Raw genomic sequence first — 1,119 nt, 5'->3', positions numbered from 1 at the left:
ATCGGTAAGCCGTGTGCGGGAAAACCGCACGCACGGATTGAAAGGGGAACGGGGAAACGGGCCCACTGGGCACCGCGCCCCTGACTACCAATGACGACAGCCCCGACCGGCCGCCGGGAACGGCGCAAGCGCGAGAACCGCGACCGCATCCTCGCCGCCGCCGTCGACCTGATCGCCCAACGCGGCTACGAGGCGACCACCTACGACCTCATCGCCGAACACGCCGACCTCGGACGCCAGACCGTCTTCAACCACTTCCCCCGCAAGGACGACCTCGCCCGCGCCTGGGTCCAGGACCGCCGCGACCGCCTCGACGCCCTCGCCGCCGAGAAGACCGGCACCGCGGGCTCACCACTGCGCCGCCTGGAGGCCGTGTTCGAGGCCCTGGCCGACTTCGACGACCGCGAACGCGCCGTGGCCCGCGAACTGTACGCCGCCGGCGTCCTGGTACGCGGGTTCCTGCCCGGCGCGCCCCCGCCGCCGGCCCTCGGCGCCCTGCTGGCGCTCGCCCGCGACGCCGGCGAACTCGACGCCCGTCTGGACCCGGCACCGGCCGCCGAGATCCTCTTCGACACCTACATCGGGACCCTCCAGCGCTGGCTGGAATCGGACGGCGCCTTCCCCCTCGCCCGGGCACTGAACGCCAAGGCGGCCCTGATCGTCCGGGGCCTGGCCGCGAACGCGCCGAACGCCCGCCCCTGACCGCCGGGCCCGGCCGGGGAGCGGCAGGGCCCGCGGCGGGTTAGGGGCGCCACCGCTCGCGGTAGCCGGGGTGCTCGGCGCAGGACTGGGCGAGGACGCGCAGCGCGTACGCGAGACCGGGGGAGCGGGGGTCGGCGGGGTCCATCGCGGCGTGGTCGCGGGCGAGTTGGCCGGCCAGGTCGAGCATGGGCAGGTGGCTGTCGAGGAGCGCCTCGCCGCCGTGGACGTGCGCGACGTAGGCGTAGGCGTGGTTGTCGTCCTCGCAGCGGGCGTGCAGGAACCTCAGGAGATCGTCCATGCGCGCGATTCTTCCCCTCCCGCAGGGGTGGGGGGGGGGGGGGGGGGGGGGGGGGGGGGGGGGGGGGGGGGGGGGGGGGGGGGGGGGGGGGGGGGGGGGGGGGGGGGGGGGGGGGGGGG

The 1,119-nt window shown here is 76.4% G+C and carries 2 protein-coding genes; one reads left to right on the top strand and one right to left on the bottom strand.

Features of this window, described 5'->3' with window-relative positions:
• Nucleotides 1–90: 90 nt before the first annotated feature.
• Nucleotides 91–702 carry a TetR/AcrR family transcriptional regulator gene (locus ACZ55U_RS39125; protein ID WP_465534426.1) on the top strand — a complete coding sequence of 204 codons (612 nt, stop codon included), beginning with the start codon at nucleotides 91–93 and terminating at the stop codon, nucleotides 700–702.
• Between the two features lie 40 nt (nucleotides 703–742).
• Here the strand turns inward: ACZ55U_RS39125 and ACZ55U_RS39120 are convergent, their stop codons facing one another.
• Nucleotides 743–1,000, bottom strand: a complete 258-nt coding sequence (locus ACZ55U_RS39120) for a DUF6221 family protein (RefSeq protein WP_465534424.1) — start codon at nucleotides 998–1,000, stop codon at nucleotides 743–745.
• Nucleotides 1,001–1,119: the final 119 nt, after the last annotated feature.

Source organism: Kitasatospora sp. NPDC034533, from assembly GCF_055575155.1.
Note: the sequence above shows the minus strand (reverse complement) of the source record. Positions and strands in the feature narration are given on the sequence as shown.

Coding starts and splice junctions, on each gene's coding strand:
- ACZ55U_RS39120 (WP_465534424.1), bottom strand. CDS start 1,000: ATGGACGATCTCCTGAGGTTCCTGCACGCCCGCTGCGAGGACGACAAC.
- ACZ55U_RS39125 (WP_465534426.1), top strand. CDS start 91: ATGACGACAGCCCCGACCGGCCGCCGGGAACGGCGCAAGCGCGAGAAC.